Genomic DNA, 17,051 nt, shown 5'->3' with positions numbered 1-17,051 from the left:
ACCGGGGAAGTGTGTCAGGCGGAACGGCTGGGAGTCAGGCGTCAGGAGCTACATGAGTCCCGGAATCACCTCCTCGGCGATGTTGGCGAATGAGTCTTCCTGCCCGGCAAGGTAGGTTTCCCACGCGGTGGTGTCCCAGATCTCGACCCGGGTGCCCACACCGATGACGGTCAGGTCCCGGTCGAGCCCGGCGTAGCTGCGCAGGTTCGCCGGAATGGTCACCCGGTTCTGCTTGTCCGGCATCTCGGCGCTCGCACCGGAGAAGATCAGCCGGTTGAAGGAGCGCGCACCCTGGTCCGTGAGCGGTGCCCGTGAGAACTGCGTGTAGTACGCCTCGAACTCCTGAGTCGTGAACACGTACAGGCAGTTCTCCTGGCCGCGGGTCATGACGATTCCCGGAGACAGCTCATCGCGGAACTTCGCGGGAAGGATGACGCGCCCTTTTTCGTCGAGCTTGGGAGCATAGGTGCCGAAAAACATCTATCCCCCCTCTCTTCCGGCCAAGGTCCAGATTGTGCTCCACTTTACTCCACTTTGATCCACTCAGTCAGGAAATAGCGAGAAAACTCGAGAAACATTCTCTTGAACGCCTTATAAACACTGGGAAGCATAAGTGGAGGGAAATTCGTCACTTGAGGTTGATCCGCGTTGTTTTTGGGCACAAAAAAAGGGCCGATCGGATGATCGGCCCTACAGTCAGTGACGGGTGGAGCGAGGTGGTGCGAAGTGGAGGTTTACTGCTGGCCGTCCTGGCGACGATCCCAGCGTTCGTTCATGCGATCCATGAAGCCACGGTCCGGGGAGCGCTGCTGAGTGGGCCGCGCGCGGGGGGCTGCGGACATCCGCTTGGCGTTCTTGCTCGGAGTGGTCGCGATCAGCACGCCGGCGAACATGATGATGAAGCCCAGAACACCCAGCCACAGCTGCTGAATGGCCACGCCGGCGATGAGTGCGCCGATACCCGCTACCGCGGCCAGAACCCCGAGAGAAATCGAACGGTAGTTGGGTCGCAGGGAGGTCCCTCCGACGTTCGCCACGAAGTCTGCGTCGTTGTGATAGAGACCGCGCTCCATCTCTTCGAGGAGTCGCTGCTCTTGTTCCGAAAGCGGCATCTCATTCCTCCTGTTTGGGATCGCGCTGTGCTACACCGAGTCTAACCCCGCCGAGATGGCTAGGCTAGGCAGGTGGCGCAAAGCAATCAAGTGATCGATCTGGTTCATTCCCGCATCGACGAATTCCTCGAAACCCGTCAACCAATTGTGACCGCTATCGGCGCGGATCTCACGCCACTGGTGGACTTCTCACGGCAGTTTCTCAGTGGCGGCAAGCGCTTCCGGGCACTGTTCTGTTACTGGGGCTGGCAGAGCGTCGGAGCCGGTGTCACGGCCGGTGATGCCGGTGTTTCCACGGTCGTTTCGGAGCCGATCATCTCTGCCGCCGCGGCCCTGGAGATCTTCCACGCGGCCGCACTCGTGCACGACGACATCATCGACAATTCCGACACCCGGCGCGGAGCCGCCTCCGCCCACAAGCTCTTCGAGGGCATGCACGGCCAGAGCGGCTGGGCAGGCAGCCAGATCGAGTTCGGGCGGGCCGCCGGCATCCTTCTCGGCGACCTTCTCCTGGGCTGGAGCGACGAACTGCTCGACGAAGGCCTTGCGGCAGCCCCGGACGCGTCGGCAGCACTCCGGGCGCGGGCGGAATTCAACCGGATGCGCACCGAGGTCACCGTGGGCCAGTACCTCGACATCCTCGAAGAACGCGCCTGGCTGACCCAGCCCGAGGCGGAATTGTTCGACCGGGCGCTGCGCGTCATCGTGTTCAAATCCGCCAAGTACAGCGTGCAGGCGCCGCTCCTGATCGGCGCGGCACTCGCCGGCGCCGGACCGGAGCACCTCGACGCCCTGCGCGCCTTCGGGCTGCCGCTCGGAGTCGCCTTCCAGCTCCGGGACGATCTTCTCGGCGTGTTCGGCGACGCCGCAGTCACCGGGAAACCGAGCGGCGATGACCTGCGTGAGGGCAAACGCACCGTGCTGATCGCGCTGGCCCGTCCGCAGCTGTCGGACCCGGCGCGCGCCGAACTGGACGCACTGCTCGGCGACCCTCAGCTGACGGAGGCGCAGATCGGCGTGTTGCAGCAGACGATCATTGAGAGCGGTGCCGTCGACCGGATCGAGGAACTGATCGTGGCAAGCGTGGCCGAGGCCCTCGACGCACTGGAGGGCTCACCGATCAGCGACGCCGTCACTGCGAAACTGGAAGAGCTCGCCGAGACGGTGACCCGCCGCACGTTCTAACGCGCACACCTCAGCGCGCACGTGCCGTCGGCATCAGGCGAGCGCCTGAGCCACCCGGCGTACTTCGGCCTTGCGTCCGGCCAGGAGAGCCTGGACCGGGGGCACACCAAGACTGTCGTCGACCTCGAGGAGCCAGCGCATCGCCTGCTCGTCGGTGAAGCCGTCATCGGAGAGCACGATCAGTGTGCCGCGGAGTTCGGGCAGCGGGACCCCGTCCCTGATGAAGGACGCCGGAACCTGCAGCGGGCCGTTGTCACGGCGGATGGCAAGCAACTGCTTGTCGTCGATCAGCTGGCGCACGCGGCTCTGGCTGACGCCGAGCAGCCGAACGAGGTCGGGGATGGACAGCCACTCTTGATCTGAAAGCGATTCGGTCACGATTCCAGCCTCCCATGATTCCGGAGACTGGACAAACTCCTGGCCCGGTTTCGCGCGTGGTGTCGCCCAGAACGGGGGCCACCTGATTAGCTGGTGGGGTCAACTGTGTCAGCGTCGCTGTCGCACGCACTCGACGGGAGCTGAATGTCGGCACGATCCAGCAGAAACAGCAGCAGGGCCACACCATCGACCACCGAGGGGCGCCACCGTCACACGGCATCGACCGAGCGGCGCGGCCTGGGCCTGCTGGTCACGGTGCCGCTCGTTCTGATCAGCACGATCGCGATCAGCCTGAACCTGGCCTCGCCGGCGGATGCGGCCACCAGTGCCAAGAAACCGCTCAAGAGCAAGAGTCTGCTGCCCGGCGCCGTTCCGGCCGTGCTCCCGACGAACGTGTCCGCCGCCACGGCGCCGACCCAGTATCAGGTCGTCGAAGGCGACACCGTGAGTGCCGTTGCCGGACGGTTCGGCCTTTCCACGGCATCCGTGCTCGCCCTCAACGGACTGGGCTGGTCCGCGGTCATTTTTCCCGGCCAGACGCTGACCCTGTCGGCGCAGGCGGCCACACCGGCGCCGGCCCCCGCACCGGTTGCGGCGGAGATCACCCGGTATTTGATCCAGAGCGGTGACACGCTCTCCGGTGTCGCCGCCGCCCACGGGTTGCCCCTCTCCGCGCTGCTGCAGGTGAACGGCCTCGACGCGAGCAGCATCATCTTCCCCGGTCAGGCCGTGGTGCTGCCGCCGGGCAACGCTGCAGAGCCCGCCCCGGTCGCCGCGGTCGCGGCGGTCGCGGCGGTGCAGAGCAGTGCCGGAACGCACACGATCATGGCCGGCGAGACCATCGGCGGCCTCGCGGCCGCTGCGGGGGTGTCGGTGCAGTCCGTGCTCGACGCCAACGGCCTCGGCTGGTCCAGCATCATCTACCCCGGGCAGGTGCTCAGCATGCCGTCCGGATCCTCCCCCGCGGCTCTTCCGATCGATCCGGCAGTCCTGATCGAACCGGTTGCGCCGGCGCCGTCGCCGTCGGCCGAGGTCGGCCGGGTCACGCCCCTCACCGAGGAGATGCGGCGCCACGCCGAGATCATCATCGCCAGTGGACGCACAGCGGGTGCCGCCGACGCCGGCATCGTGATCGCCCTGGCCGCCGCGGCCCAGGAATCCGGACTCCGCAACGTCCAGCACGGTGACCGCGACTCCCTCGGGCTGTTCCAGCAGCGGCCCAGCTCCGGCTGGGGTTCCCGCGACGAGGTCCTCGACCCGGTGCGAGCCAGCCTCGCCTTCTTCGGCGGCCCCGTGAACCCGAACCCGGGCGTCACCCGCGGGCTCCTGGATGTGCCCGGATGGGAGTCGATGACGGTGACCGAGGCCGCCCAGGCGGTGCAGATCTCCGCCTATCCGAACCACTACGCCAAGTGGGAAACGTCCGCGCGGGCGTGGCTGGACGAACTCGGCTGAGGCTCATCGGCATCCGTTCGACCCCGAAAACCCTGACTTTCGGGTGTCCCGGCGCGAGGAACGGCTCGACGATCCCTAGAATCGACTAGTGAGCGATACCCCTGCCGATCCGATGGTCGGCCGTCTGATAGACGGCCGCTATCAGGTGCGCTCGCGAATCGCCCGCGGCGGGATGGCCACGGTCTACCTCGCCACCGACCTGCGCCTCGAGCGCCGGGTGGCGATCAAGATCATGCACGGCCACCTAGCCGACGACAACACGTTCAAGGCCCGGTTCGTGCAGGAGGCCCGTTCGGCCGCCCGCCTCGCGCACCCCAACGTCGTCAACGTCTACGACCAGGGCCAGGACGCCGACATGGCCTACCTGGTGATGGAGTACCTGCCCGGCATCACCCTGCGCGACCTGCTCAAGGACTACGGCCGCCTCACCAGCGAACAGACCATGGACATCCTGGAGGCCGTGCTCTCCGGACTCGCCGCCGCGCACAAGGCCGGGATCGTGCACCGCGACCTCAAGCCGGAGAACGTGCTGCTCGCCGACGACGGCCGCATCAAGATCGGCGACTTCGGTCTCGCCCGTGCGGTCAACAACAACACCGCGACCGGCCAGGCCCTGCTCGGCACGATCGCCTACCTCTCCCCCGAGCTGGTCACGCGGGGCATCGCGGATGCCCGCAGCGACATCTACGCCCTCGGCATCATGACCTACGAGATGCTCACCGGCGAGCAGCCCTATGTAGGTGAAGCACCCATGCAGATCGCCTACCAGCACGCCAACGACACGGTGCCGATGCCGAGCGTGCGCGTTCCGACGATTCCGCACGAACTTGACGAGCTGGTGCTGTGGGCGACCGCGCGCGACCCGGAACAGCGCCCGCGCGATGCCCGCGTCATGCTCGACCAACTGCTCGACCTCGACACGTTGGTGCGCCCGGCCCCCGCCGCAAGCGGCCTCGCGTCGACCATGGTGATGCCCGGCGGGCTGACCACCGCGGTGGCCGAGGCCGACACACAGATCCTCGGTGCCGCTCCGCTCATTCCCGCCGGCGGGGTGAACGACACCCCGGCCGAGGCCCCGGCCAATAGCACCGTCCTGACCGAGAACGCACGGAAGCGCAAGCACCGCGGCTACCTGCTGTTCGCGCTCGTGCTCATCCTGGCCGCACTGGCCGGCGGAACGGGCTGGTACTTCGGCAGTGGACCCGGCTCGGACGTTCCCGTTCCGTCCCTCACCTCGTCTTCCCCGGAGAACGCCACCAGCCAACTGACGGCGCTCGGGCTGGAGGTGGCACTCGGCACAGAATTCAGCGGAACCATCCCCGCCGGCCTGGTCTCCAGCACCGATCCCGACTCGGGCACCCGCGTCGACAAGGGCAGCACGGTGACCCTCCTCGTCTCTCAGGGTCCCCAGCCGATCACGCTTCCCGTTCTGGCCGGGCTGTCCAGCGACGCCGCGGCCGCGGCCGTCACAGATCTGTCGGCAGGCATCGGCGCAACCGATTCCATCTTCGACGACACCGTGGAATCCGGCCTGGTCATCTCGGCCAGCCGCGAATCGGACGGTGGCGACGTCTCCCAGGGTGGTGACTACTTCCAGGGCATGAACGTCAACCTCGTGGTGTCGCTCGGACCCGTGCCGGACGTTTCCGGTGAGACGGTAGACGATGCGACCGCGATCCTGTCCGACAAGGGGCTGCTGGCCACCTCCGGCGAGGAGCTCTACAGCGATTCCGTCGACGCCGGCGACGTCATCCGCGCCGCTCCCGTGAACGAGGGACCGGTGCGGGTCGGCGACACGTACTCCCTGACGATCTCCCGAGGCCCGGAACCGGTAGTCATCCCCGACGTCGTCGGCCTGCCGTGGAACGAAGGCAAACAGGCGCTCACCGATCTCGGCTTCAAACTGAGCTACAACCTCGGAGCGGACGCGATCGCCGCGCTCCTCAACGTCGCGACCACGGATCCCGTGGCCGGCACCGCCGTCGAAAAGGGCAGCACCATCACCCTCAAACCGACGAACCCCTTCGGCTGACCCCAGCGCCTGCCCCAGCGCCTGCTCCGCAGCGCCTGGCGCCCAGTGCCTGCCGCGCAGCGCCTGGCGTCGAGTGCCGGCCCACACCAGCCTGCACGACGCGAGAGTGCCCGTTCCGGCCCAGAGTGACCAGTGGAACGGTCACACTCGACCGGAACGGGCACTCCGGGCCGGAACGGGTACGGAGGTCAGGCGGTTTAGCGGGCGGCGAGTTCTTCCGCCACCAGGAAGGCGAGCTCGAGCGACTGCATGTGGTTGAGGCGCGGGTCGCAGAGCGACTCGTACCGGGTGGCCAGAGCCGCCTCGTCGATGTGCTCGGACCCGCCGAGGCACTCGGTGACGTCGTCACCGGTGAGCTCCACGTGAACGCCGCCGGGATGCGTGCCGACGCTGCGGTGGGCTTCGAAGAAGCCGCGCACCTCGTCGACGACGTCGTCGAAGCGACGCGTCTTGTAGCCGGTCGGGGTGGTCACGCCGTTGCCGTGCATCGGGTCCGTGACCCAGAGCGGCTTGGCGTCACTGGCCTTGACGGCCTCCAGCAGCGGCGGGAGGGCGTCGCGCACCTTGCCGGCACCCATCCGCGTGATGAACGTGAGGCGGCCGGGCTCGCGGTTCGGGTCGAGCTTGTCGATCAGGCGCAGCATGTCGTCGGTGGACGTGGTCGGGCCGAGCTTGACCCCGATCGGGTTGCGCACCCGGGAGAGGAAGTCGACGTGGGCGCCGTCGAGGTCACGCGTGCGCTCCCCGATCCAGATGAAGTGCGCGGAGGTGTTGTAGGGCGTGCCGGTGCGGGAGTCGATCCGGGTCATCGGACGCTCGTAGTCCATCAGCAGACCTTCGTGGCTGGTGTAGAACTCCGTGCGGCGCATGGCCTCGAAGTCCGCTCCGCACGCGATCATGAACTTGATCGCGCGGTCAATCTCCTTGGCCACCTTCTCATAGCGCTGGTTCGCCGGGTTGGCAGCGAATCCCTGGTTCCAGCTGTGCACCTGGCGCAGGTCGGCGAACCCACCCTGGGTGAAGGCCCGGATCAGGTTGAGCGTGGACGCAGCCGTGTGGTAACCCTTGACCAGACGGGCCGGGTCGGCCTCCCGTGATTCGGGCGTGAAGTCGTAGCCGTTGACGATGTCGCCGCGGTAGGCCGGCAGGGTGACGCCGCCCCGGGTCTCGAAGTCGCTGGAGCGCGGCTTGGCGAACTGGCCGGCCATCCGACCCATCTTGATCACGGGCATCGACGCGCCGTAGGTGAGTACGACCGCCATCTGCAGTACGGTCTTGACCCGGTTGCGGATCTGTTCCGCCGTGGCCCCGCTGAAGGTCTCGGCGCAGTCACCGCCCTGAAGCAGGAAGGCGTGGCCGCTGGCGGCCTCGGCCAGGCGGTCGCGCAGGATGTCGACCTCGCCGGCGAAGACGAGCGGAGGCTGCGTGGACAACTCCGCGGATGCCGCGGAAACCGCGTCCGCATCGGGCCAGGTGGGCTGCTGCTTGATCGGGAGGGTGCGCCAATAGTCCAGGCCGGCAACCACAGATCGATCTGCGAGGACGACGGGTTCGGTGGGGTCTACCACGGGACTATTCCTTTTTTTCTGGTGCGGCACGCAAGATACCGCGAACCGCACTGTGGGGCTGGGGCCTGCTGGCCCCCGGACAACCCCTTGATTCTATCGGGTCAGGCTGGCCCGCTTTTCTTTCACACTCGTCGCGTAGACGTCCACATACTCCTGCCGGCTGAGCTCCTGCAACTCGTACATCAGCTCGTCGGTCACCGACCGGAGCACGAACCGGTCGCCCTCCATGCCGTCGAACCGGCTGAAGTCGAGGGGCTGGCCGATCACGATGCCGATCCGGCGCACCTTGGGAATCCGGGTGCCGGTCGGCATGGCCTTCTCCGTGTCGATCATCGCGACGGGGATGACGGGAACCTCGGCTTCGAGCAGCATCCGTGCCACGCCCGTGCGGCCGCGGTACATCCTGGCGTCCGGGCTGCGGGTGCCCTCCGGATAGATGCCGAGCACCCCGCCGGAGCCCAGTACGCGCAGGCCTGTGTTGAGGGAGTCCTCGGAGGCTTTACCGCCCGACCGGTCGATCGGCAGCTGGCCGGTGGCCTTGAAGAACTGGCGCGTCGCCCAGCCTTTCAGCCCCTTACCGGTGAAGTACTCGCTCTTGGCCAGGAATACGACCCGCCGCGGCACCACCAGGGGCAGGAAAACCGAGTCGATGAAGGACAGGTGGTTGCTCGCCAGAATCACACCGCCCTCTTTGGGGATGTTCTCGAGCCCGACCACCCAGGGTCGGAAAATTGCCAACAGCAGAGGGCCGATGACAATGTTTTTCATGAGCCAGTAGAACATCGTTGCTCCCTCGGTAACCCGGAAAGCCTACTGCGCGAAGACGTGTTTCCGCGCCAGGTCGGCCGCGCCGACGACTCCGGCGTCGTTGACGAGCTGGGCGATCGCGAATTCCGCCTCCGGATGGTAGCCCCTTGCGGGCAGGTTTTCGAGGTAAGCGGCGCGGATCGGCTCGAGCAGCAGGTCGCCGGCAGCGGCCACTCCCCCGCCGAAAACGAAGATCTGCGGGTCGAGCACGGCTGCGAGGCTCGAACAGGCCGCGCCGAGCGAACTGCCCAGTTGGCGCAGTGCGGCGAGGGCTCCGTTGTCGCCCTCCTGGATCAGGCGGCCGACCTCCTTGCCGGTGAGCTTGCCCTTGCGCTCACGAGCCGCGGCGAGGCCCAGGCCGATTCCACCGGCATCCGCCAACTCGGTCGCGATCCGAAGCAGGGCGCGCCCCGAACCGTATTGTTCGATGCAGCCGTGTGCGCCGCAGCCGCAGAGACGGCCACCCGGAACCACACGCAGGTGCCCGAGTTCGGCGGCACAGCCGAACCCTCCGCGGAAGAGGCGGCTGTTCGACACAATCGCCCCGCCCACGCCGGTGCCGATGGTGAGGGTGACCATGTCGCTGTAGCCACGGCCGGCACCGAAGACGAATTCGGCCCAGCCGGCGGCGTTGGCATCGTTCTCGATCAGGATCGGCATGTCGAGCCGGGCCTCGAGAGTGGCCCGGAGCGGCTCGTGCCGCCAGTTGACATTGGGGCCGTAGTAGACGGTGGACTGCGCTGCGTCGATGAATCCGGCAGCGGCGATACCGGCGGCCACGACCTCTTCCCCGGCGGCGAGGTCCGTGATCATCGCAACGACGGCGTCCTCGATGCCACGGGGATCGGTGGCGGTGGTCGGCCGCCGGTCAGACCGGAGGATCGTGCCGGATTCGTCAACCAGAGCCGCGGCGATTTTTGTGCCGCCGATGTCGATCCCAATGGCGTGCACGGCAGACTTCTTTCGTTGAGGGGCTGGAGGAATCGCGCTACCGGGCGTACAACCGAGCCGGTGCGACCCCTCTAGAGTGTAGTGAATCACAGCACCGCCAGGCGAAACGTACGCTCCCACGTACCAACGTGGATAGAGTGGGGCAAAATGCCCGCCCGGTACCAGAGGAGTTACCGTGAAACAGTTCGATCTGCCCGCAATTGTTCCCGCAGACCCGCAAGCCAATGTCACCGACCTCCTGGTCGATCGCCTCGCCGAGACGCCAGACTCCGTGCTTTTCTCACTGCCGAGAAACGGAGCCTGGATCCCCGTCACCACAGCTGAGTTCCACGCCCAGGTTGTTGCACTGGCCAAGGGTCTCGTCGCAGCCGGTATCCAGCCCGGCGACAAAATCGGTCTGATGTGCAAGACCCGCTACGAGTGGACGCTGATCGACTTCGCCACCTGGTTCGCAGGCGCCGTTCTCGTTCCGGTCTATGAGACGAGCTCGCCCAAACAGATCCAGTGGATCCTGGGCGACTCGGACGCCGTGGGTGTGATCGTCGAGACCGCCGAGCACTTCTCCCGCTTCGACGAGGTGCACCCCGAGCTCCCCACCGTGCAGAGCGTGTGGCAGATCGACCTGGGTGATCTGGACAAGCTCGTGGCAGCTGGATCCGATGTCCCTGATGACGAGATCGAGCGCCGCCGTGCCCTCGCGATCGGGTCGGACATCGCGACCCTCATCTACACCTCGGGTTCCACCGGTCGACCCAAGGGCTGTGTGCTCACCCACGCGAACTTCGTCGAGACGTCCCGCAACGCCGCGGTCGCTCTGAACGAAGTCCTCACGGACAAGAACGGCGCCTCCACGCTGCTGTTCATCACCACGGCGCACGTGTTCGCCCGGTTCATCTCGGTGCTCTGCGTGCACGCCGGCGTGCGTGTCGGCCACCAGCCGGACACGCGCAAACTGCTCGAGTCGCTGGGCACCTTCAAGCCCACGTTCCTGCTCGCGGTCCCCCGCGTCTTCGAGAAGGTGTACAACTCCGCCGAGCAGAAGGCTCTGGCCGCGGGCCGCGGCAAGATCTTCGAGGCGGCCGCGCAGGCCGCCGTCGACCACTCGATGCTGATCGACCAGGGCAAGAGCGTTCCGCTGATGCTGAAGATCAAGTTCGCGCTCTTCGACCGGCTCGTGTTCAGCAAGCTGCGGGCGGCCATGGGCGGGAACGTGAAGTACGCGGTCTCCGGATCCGCACCACTCGGCATGCACCTGGGCCACTTCTACCACAGCCTGGGCATCAAGATCCTCGAGGGCTACGGCCTCACCGAGACCACCGCCCCCACGACCGTGGGACTGACCACCAAGTTCAAGATCGGTACCGTCGGACCGCCTCTCCCCGGCGTCTCCGTTCGGGTGCTGGACGATGGTGAGATCGAGGTCAAGGGCGTCAACGTCTTCAAGGAGTACTGGAAGAACCCCGAGGCCACCGCGGCGACCTTCAACGATGGCTGGCTTCGCACCGGTGATATCGGGGCCATGGACAGCGACGGTTTCCTCACGATCACCGGACGCAAGAAGGAGATCATCGTCACCGCCGGCGGCAAGAACGTCGCCCCGGCGGCGCTGGAGGACCCGATCCGGTCCAACCCGCTGATCGGCCAGGTGGTCGTCGTGGGCGACCGCAAGCCGTTCATCGCCGCATTGATCACCCTGGACCCTGACATGCTCGCGGTCTGGCTGAATAACAATGGCGAGGATGCGGGAATGTCGTTGACCGAGGCATCCGTCAACCCGAAGGTGCTCGCCGAGGTGCAGCGCGCCGTGGACCACGCCAACGACCATGTCTCGCGGGCGGAGTCGATCCGCAAGTTCACGGTGCTGACGACCGAGCTGACCGAGGATGACGGCTACCTGACGCCGAAGATGAGCATCAAGCGGGACGTGATCCTGCGGGACTTCGCCAGTGTCATCGAGGCCATGTACCTCGGCGCCCCGGTAACCGGGGTGAATCCGGTCAAGGGCTAGTCGTCGGGAGTGGTGGTCGGGTCTCGACAGGCTCGACCACCGTGAGGGCTCGACCACCGTGCGTGGTCGGGTCTCGACAGGCTCGACCACCGTGCGTGGTCGGGTCTCGACAGGCTCGACCACCGTGCGTGCTCGACCACCGTGAGCGACCCGGATCAGAACCAGGTGGACTCGCGGATCTCCTTCATGGCGGACCGGCGATTCTCCTTGTCAAGCCGGTCCAGGTAGAGCAGGCCGTCCAGATGGTCGGTCTCGTGCTGCAGGGCCTGGGCCATGATGCCGGTACCGGACAGCTCGACGGGGGCGCCGTCGAGGTCGGTGCCGGCGACCCGGGCGAACGGGTAGCGGCGGGTCGGGTACCACAGTCCGGGCACCGAAAGACAGCCTTCGTCCACGAGCTCGGGCTCGCCCGACACCTCCACCAGCACCGGGTTGAGGATGTACCCGATGTCTCCGTCGACGTTGTAGCTGAACGCGCGCAGGTTGACGCCGATCTGGGACGCCGCAACGCCGGCCCGCCCGGGCAGGCGCACGCTGTCGACCAGATCCTCGACCAGGCTCCTTGCCCGTGCGTCGATCGTGGTGATCGGGTCGGAGACGGTCTTGAGGACGGGATCTCCGAAGAGACGGATCTGGCGCTCAGGCACAGTGGCAACTCCAAGTCTGTGGTGCGGGGGTGAAACAGGGCGCGCTGCATTGCGGTGCAGCGGGAACCGGTGTTCGATCAGATGCTGCGGTCAGCGGGCAGCCCCTCGACCACCAGGGCGGCCAGGGTGCGGGCGGCCAGCCTGGTGATGGGTTTGAGGTCGTCGAAGGAGATGACGCTGCCGGCGGCGAGCTGCGGGTCCCAGGGAATGCGGACGATTTCCCGTACCCGCGACCGGAAGTGCGACTCGATCTCCTCGAGTTTCACCAGGTTCGTGCCCTGCGTGGCCGTGTTGAGCGCGACGATGGCGTTCTGCACCAGGTCGCCGTAGCCGTTGGCCTCGAGCCAGGTCAAGGTCTCGGAGGCCAGCCGGGCTTCGTCGATGCTGCCGCCGGAGACGATGACGATCGAGTCGGCTCGCTGCAGGGTCGCCCGCATCACGGAATGCACGATGCCGGTGCCGCAGTCGGTGAGCATGATCGAGTAGTACCGCGCGGCCAGGTCGGCGACGACGTTGTAGTCGTTCTCGTCGAATGCCTCGGACAGGAGCGGGTCGGTGTCGGATGCGAGGATGTCGAGCCGCGTGGCGTCCCGCGACACGAGCGCGGAGAAATCGGTGAATCCGCCGATGGCAGCGGCCTTGGTCACCACGTCGCGCACGGTGGAGCGGGTCTGCTTCGGCACCCGCTCGGAAAGGGTGCCACGGTCGGGATTGGCATCGACCGCGATGATACGGTCTTCCCGCGCGTCCGCGAGAGCCATCCCGAGGAGCGCCGTGACGGTCGTCTTGCCGACCCCGCCCTTGCGCGTGAGGATCGGCACGAACCGGGTGCCGCCCGCGAATTCCTTGCGAATGCGTTCGTCGAGTTCCTTGTGCGCACGCACCCTGGCTGAGTCGCCGAGGTTGACCAGATGCAGGGTGGCCCCGAACACGAAGCTGTTCCAGGCACCGCGGGGCGGCGGCTTGGTGCGGCGGTTGACGGCCAGCAGGCGGTCCGGAGTGAGCTGTGAAGCGGACTCCGGAGCAGGGCCGGCATTCAGGCGCAGGCTCTCCCGCCGGGACTGACCGGCGGCATCGCTTGCACCCGACCCGGTGAGGGACCGCACGGCGCCGGTGACGGCGGCGGAGGACCGGTCGGCGCGCGGCACGGCCGGAGTCCTGATCTCGACTGTGTGCGTGACCGACGATCCGGACCCGGCACGGTGGGACGCACCCCCCGCCGTACCGGGCAGGGTGCGGGCTGGTGCGTCGTTCCGGCCACTCAGGTTCTCCGGCAGGGCCGCCGCCAGGTTCACGATCGTGTGGGGTGGCAATTCACTGTGGTACTCGTCGCCCGCCGGGACAAGATTCTCGGCGGGTTCCCGACCGGGAACCTCGGCGCCTGTGCGCTTATCGGACAAAAGATCAGTCCCTTCGTCGATAGATCGCGTCAAGCCTAGCGTGGACGCACCACCACGAGCAGATCACCGGCATCGACCTGCTGAGTGCGCGGCACCGCCAGCCGTTCGACGTAGCCCGCGATGGGCGAGGTGATGGCGGCCTCCATTTTCATGGCCTCGATCGAGGCCACGGCCTGACCGGCTTCGACGGTGTCCCCTTCCTCGACCTGAAGGGTGACCACGCCGGAGAAGGGCGCAGCGACCTGGCCCGGCCGGTTCGCATCCGCCTTCTCGGCCACCTTGGTGCTGACGGTGATGCTGCGGTCCCGGACGAACACCGGACGGAGCTGGCCGTTGAGGGTGGTCATGACGGTGCGCATGCCCTTGTCGTCTGCCTCACTGATGGCCTCGAGTCCGACGTACAGGCGCACGCCCTTGTCGATTTCGACGGCATGCTCGATGCCTTGCTGGAGACCGTTGAGGTAGTCCACCGTGTCCAGCACGGACAGATCGCCGAAAAGTTCCCGGATCTGCTCGAACTGGCGCGTGGGCGCCGGGAACAACAGCTGGTTGAGCATGGCCCGGCGGGTGAGGCTGTCGCTGTTCAGGGCGGCACGCTCCTCCGTCGTGAGCTCGGTGACGCCGACGCGCACGGTGCGGCCGGCGAGCACCTTGCTGCGGAACGGCTCGGGCCACCCGCCGGGCAGGTCACCCAGCTCCCCCGCCATGAAACCGATCACGGAATCGGGCACGTCGTAGTTCCCGGGGTTCTCGGCGAAGTCGACCGGGTCGGCGCGCACGGCGGCGAGGTAGAGGGCGAGGTCACCGACCACCTTCGACGACGGCGTCACCTTCGGCACCCGGCCGAGGATGTCGTTGGCTGCGGCATACATGTCCTCGATGAGTTCGAAATCGTCGGCGAGGCCGAGGGCGACCGCCTGCGTGCGCAGGTTGGACAGCTGGCCACCGGGGATCTCATGCTTGTAGACACGACCGGTGGGCGCGCGCAGCCCGGATTCGAAGGGGTGGTACACGCGACGCACGTCTTCCCAGTACGGTTCCAGGTCGCAGACGGCCTGCAGTGAAATACCGGTGTCCCGGTCCGTGTGGGCGAGGGCGGCGACGAGGGAGGACGCCGACGGCTGGCTGGTGGTGCCGGCCATCGGGGCACTGGCGACGTCGACCGCGTCGGCGCCGGCTCGGCTGGCGGCGAGCAGGGTGGCGAGCTGGCCACCGGGAGTGTCGTGCGTGTGCACGTGCACCGGCAGGTCGAATCGCTCCCGCAGCGCCGACACGAGCTTCTCGGCTGCGGCCGGGCGCAGCAGGCCGGCCATGTCCTTGATGGCGAGGATGTGCGCGCCGGAGTCCACGATCTGCTCGGCGAGCCGCAGGTAGTAGTCGAGGGTGTACAACTTCTCGGCAGGGTCGAGCAGGTCCCCGGTGTAGCAGAGGGCGACCTCGGCGACGGAGGTGCCGGTCGCCAGGACGGCGTCGATGGCCGGTCGCATCTGCGAGACGTCGTTGAGGGCGTCGAAGATGCGGAAGATGTCGACGCCGGTGGTGGACGCCTCGCGCACGAATGCGTCCGTCACCTCGGTCGGATACGGGGTGTAGCCGACCGTGTTCCGGCCGCGGAGCAGCATCTGCACGTTGATGTTCGGCAGGGCCTCGCGCAGCGAGGCCAGGCGTTCCCAGGGGTCTTCGCCGAGGAAGCGCAGCGCCACATCGTACGTCGCGCCGCCCCAGGCCTCGATCGAGAGCAGCTCCGGGGTCATCCGGGCCACATACGGGGCCACGGCCACGAGGTCGCGGGTGCGCACCCGGGTCGCCAGCAGCGACTGGTGGGCGTCGCGGAAGGTGGTGTCCGTGACCGCCAGCGCGGTCTGCGCGCGCAGGTCCGCGGCGAAGCCGGCCGGGCCGAGCAACTGGAGCCGCTGGCGGGAGCCGGCCGGGGCCGGCACGGAGAGGTCGAGCTTCGGCAGCTTTTCGGCCGGGTTCAGCAGTGTGATCGGCACACCGTTGGGCTTGTTGACGGTGACATCGGCGAGCCAGTTGAGGATCTTCGTGCCGCGGTCCTTGGACGCGCGGCCGCGGAGCAGCTCAGGTCGTTCGTCGATGAAGGAGGTGCTCAGGTTGCCGGACGCGAAGTCAGGGTCATCGAGAACGGCCTGCAGGAACGAGACGTTCGTGGAGACGCCGCGGATGCGGAACTCGGCCAGGGCGCGCTTGGACCGTGTCACGGCGGAGGAGAAGTCCCGGCCGCGGCAGGTGAGCTTGGCGAGCATGGAATCGAAGTGCGGGCTGATCTGGGCGCCGGGGTTGATCGTGCCGCCGTCGAGGCGGATGCCCGCGCCGCCGGGCGAGCGGTAGGTGGTGATCTTGCCGGTGTCCGGACGGAACCCCATGGTGGGATCCTCGGTGGTGATCCGGCACTGCAGGGCCGCGCCGCGCAACACGATCTTGTCCTGCGTGAGTTCGAGGTCGCGAAGGGACTCGCCCGCGGCGATGCGGATCTGGGACTGGACGAGGTCGACATCCGTCACCTCTTCGGTCACGGTGTGCTCGACCTGGATGCGCGGGTTCATCTCGATGAACACGTGCTGACCGGCGCGTTCGCCGATCGTGTCGAGCAGGAACTCGACGGTTCCGGCGTTGACGTAGCCGATCGACCGGGCGAACGCGACGGCGTCGGCGTAGAGGCGCTGACGGATCTCGTCGGAGAGGTTGGGGGCCGGAGCGATCTCGATGACCTTTTGGTGGCGCCGCTGCACGGAACAGTCGCGCTCGAACAGGTGCACGGTCTCGCCGGTGGCGTCGGCGAGGATCTGGACCTCGATGTGACGCGGCCGCAGCACGGCCTGCTCGAGGAACATGGTCGGGTCGCCGAAGGCGCTGTTCGCTTCGCGCATGGCTTCCTCGAGCGAGCTGCGCAGTTCGCTCATCTGGGCGACACGGCGCATGCCGCGCCCGCCGCCGCCGGCGACGGCCTTGGCGAAGATCGGGAAGCCGATGTCCTCGGCCGCGGCGATCAGTTCGTCGACATCGCGAGAGGGGGCGCTGGACTTGAGCACCGGAACGCCCGCCTTGATGGCGTGCTCCTTCGCGGTGACCTTATTGCCGGCCATTTCGAGCACGTGCTCGCCCGGCCCGATGAAGGTGATGCCCGCCTGGCGGGCCGCGAGGGCCAGCTCGGGGTTCTCTGACAGGAAGCCGTAACCGGGATAGATGGCATCGGCACCGCTCTCCCGGGCGACCCGGATGATCTCACTCACCGTCAGATAAGCACGCACCGGGTGCCCCGGCTCACCGATCTGATAGGCCTCATCGGCCTTCAACCGGTGCAGGGAGTTGCGGTCCTCGAACGGGAATACCGCAACGGTTTTAGCACCCAGCTCGTAGGCAGCCCGAAAAGCCCGGATCGCGATTTCCCCGCGGTTGGCAACAAGTATTTTCGTGAACATGCAGACCTTTCAAGCGTGACGCCGCGCGCAGCCGACGGTTAGGTTCTCCAAGACTAGTGAAGGTAACG

General features: G+C 67.1%; 13 protein-coding genes. 4 read left to right on the top strand and 9 right to left on the bottom strand.

Annotated features, from left to right (window positions below; all coding sequences use genetic code 11):
* Positions 1-48: 48 nt before the first annotated feature.
* Together mraZ and AC0J5J_RS01655 are read right to left on the bottom strand one after the other, a co-directional pair.
* Entirely contained in the window at positions 49-480 is a 432-nt protein-coding gene (gene mraZ / locus AC0J5J_RS01660; protein ID WP_134423065.1) for a division/cell wall cluster transcriptional repressor MraZ, read from the bottom strand.
* A gap of 254 nt (positions 481-734) precedes the next feature.
* Positions 735-1,112, bottom strand: coding sequence for a DUF3040 domain-containing protein (locus tag AC0J5J_RS01655; RefSeq protein ID WP_134423063.1), 378 nt, complete (start codon positions 1,110-1,112; stop codon positions 735-737).
* Positions 1,113-1,184: 72 nt separating this feature from the next.
* Here AC0J5J_RS01655 and AC0J5J_RS01650 point away from each other — a divergent pair, with 72 nt between their 5' ends.
* Complete coding sequence (locus tag AC0J5J_RS01650) at positions 1,185-2,297, top strand: polyprenyl synthetase family protein (RefSeq protein ID WP_134423061.1); 1,113 nt, start codon at positions 1,185-1,187, stop codon at positions 2,295-2,297.
* A gap of 33 nt (positions 2,298-2,330) precedes the next feature.
* Here AC0J5J_RS01650 and AC0J5J_RS01645 read toward each other — a convergent pair whose 3' ends face one another.
* Positions 2,331-2,675, bottom strand: coding sequence for a DNA-binding protein (locus AC0J5J_RS01645; RefSeq protein WP_134423059.1), 345 nt, complete (start codon positions 2,673-2,675; stop codon positions 2,331-2,333).
* Positions 2,676-2,819: 144 nt separating this feature from the next.
* Between AC0J5J_RS01645 and AC0J5J_RS01640 the strand changes: the two genes are divergently transcribed.
* Complete coding sequence (locus tag AC0J5J_RS01640; RefSeq protein WP_474899164.1) at positions 2,820-4,130, top strand: LysM peptidoglycan-binding domain-containing protein; 1,311 nt, start codon at positions 2,820-2,822, stop codon at positions 4,128-4,130.
* Positions 4,131-4,218: 88 nt separating this feature from the next.
* Positions 4,219-6,162: a Stk1 family PASTA domain-containing Ser/Thr kinase gene (gene pknB / locus AC0J5J_RS01635; RefSeq protein WP_134423055.1), complete on the top strand. Its 1,944-nt coding sequence runs from the start codon at positions 4,219-4,221 to the stop codon at positions 6,160-6,162.
* A gap of 197 nt (positions 6,163-6,359) precedes the next feature.
* On the opposite strand, the gene AC0J5J_RS01630 is transcribed toward pknB, so the two are convergent.
* From AC0J5J_RS01630 to AC0J5J_RS01620, 3 genes are all read right to left on the bottom strand, one after another.
* Positions 6,360-7,730, bottom strand: coding sequence for a class II 3-deoxy-7-phosphoheptulonate synthase (locus tag AC0J5J_RS01630; RefSeq protein ID WP_420898522.1), 1,371 nt, complete (start codon positions 7,728-7,730; stop codon positions 6,360-6,362).
* A 93-nt stretch (positions 7,731-7,823) separates the two neighbouring features.
* Positions 7,824-8,513, bottom strand: a complete 690-nt coding sequence (locus AC0J5J_RS01625) for a lysophospholipid acyltransferase family protein (protein WP_474899162.1) — start codon at positions 8,511-8,513, stop codon at positions 7,824-7,826.
* A 27-nt stretch (positions 8,514-8,540) separates the two neighbouring features.
* Positions 8,541-9,488, bottom strand: a complete 948-nt coding sequence (locus AC0J5J_RS01620; RefSeq protein WP_134423051.1) for an ROK family glucokinase — start codon at positions 9,486-9,488, stop codon at positions 8,541-8,543.
* A gap of 175 nt (positions 9,489-9,663) precedes the next feature.
* Here AC0J5J_RS01620 and AC0J5J_RS01615 point away from each other — a divergent pair, with 175 nt between their 5' ends.
* Positions 9,664-11,496, top strand: coding sequence for an AMP-dependent synthetase/ligase (locus AC0J5J_RS01615; protein WP_474899161.1), 1,833 nt, complete (start codon positions 9,664-9,666; stop codon positions 11,494-11,496).
* A gap of 155 nt (positions 11,497-11,651) precedes the next feature.
* Here AC0J5J_RS01615 and def read toward each other — a convergent pair whose 3' ends face one another.
* The 3 genes from def to AC0J5J_RS01600 all read right to left on the bottom strand — a co-directional run bounded on the left by def (position 11,652) and on the right by AC0J5J_RS01600 (position 16,983).
* Complete coding sequence (gene def / locus AC0J5J_RS01610) at positions 11,652-12,143, bottom strand: peptide deformylase (protein ID WP_134423047.1); 492 nt, start codon at positions 12,141-12,143, stop codon at positions 11,652-11,654.
* Between the two features lie 77 nt (positions 12,144-12,220).
* Entirely contained in the window at positions 12,221-13,543 is a 1,323-nt protein-coding gene (locus AC0J5J_RS01605; protein WP_474899159.1) for a MinD/ParA family ATP-binding protein, read from the bottom strand.
* A gap of 35 nt (positions 13,544-13,578) precedes the next feature.
* Positions 13,579-16,983 carry a pyruvate carboxylase gene (locus tag AC0J5J_RS01600; protein ID WP_474899157.1) on the bottom strand — a complete coding sequence of 1,135 codons (3,405 nt, stop codon included), beginning with the start codon at positions 16,981-16,983 and terminating at the stop codon, positions 13,579-13,581.
* Positions 16,984-17,051: the final 68 nt, after the last annotated feature.

The sequence above is a fragment of the Cryobacterium sp. TS_SC_7 genome (genome assembly GCF_056156285.1).
Note: the sequence above shows the minus strand (reverse complement) of the source record. Positions and strands in the feature narration are given on the sequence as shown.